1 pseudogene is annotated in these 477 nt (G+C 67.7%); it reads right to left on the bottom strand.

Annotated features, from left to right (window positions below):
• Positions 1-16: 16 nt before the first annotated feature.
• Positions 17-477 (bottom strand): annotated as a pseudogene (locus EOA38_RS38625) (hypothetical protein); the annotation flags it as partial.

Here is a 477-nt window from a genome sequence, read left to right as displayed (position 1 = left end):
GCTCCGGCGCCGCGCTTCAGTGTCCCGTCTTCAGGATGCCTGCCACCTTGGCGGCGATCGCGGCGTCGAGCGCCTGCCAGTGCTCGAGAAGTTCGCGCGGGAAGCGGTAGCTGAGGCTGAGATCGTCGCCGACCTGGATGTCGCGTTCGCAGGGCGCCAGCGATTCCTCGGCGCTTGGCCCGCTCAGGCAGCGGGCGACGAAAGGGTCCTTGCCCGGCCGGTCGGCAACCGCCAGCACCTCGTTGAGGTAGCCCGATTTCTCGGTGAAGCCGTAGAGCGTCGTGCCGCCCGGACCTGGCGTGCCCGGCTTGACGATCAGGGCGCTGTAGATCGGCGCGAAGCGGCCGCTCATGTCGCGCGACATCATCCGCGGCTCGAACGACAGGAAGACGATCTTCTTGGCGGCGCCGGTATGGTTGAAATCGTCGCGCGCGGCGGCGCTGTAGCCGTCCATCTCGGGATAGCGCAGATAGAGGT

This window comes from Mesorhizobium sp. M1E.F.Ca.ET.041.01.1.1 (assembly GCF_003997355.1).
GTDB lineage: Bacteria > Pseudomonadota > Alphaproteobacteria > Rhizobiales > Rhizobiaceae > Mesorhizobium.
Note: the sequence above shows the minus strand (reverse complement) of the source record. Positions and strands in the feature narration are given on the sequence as shown.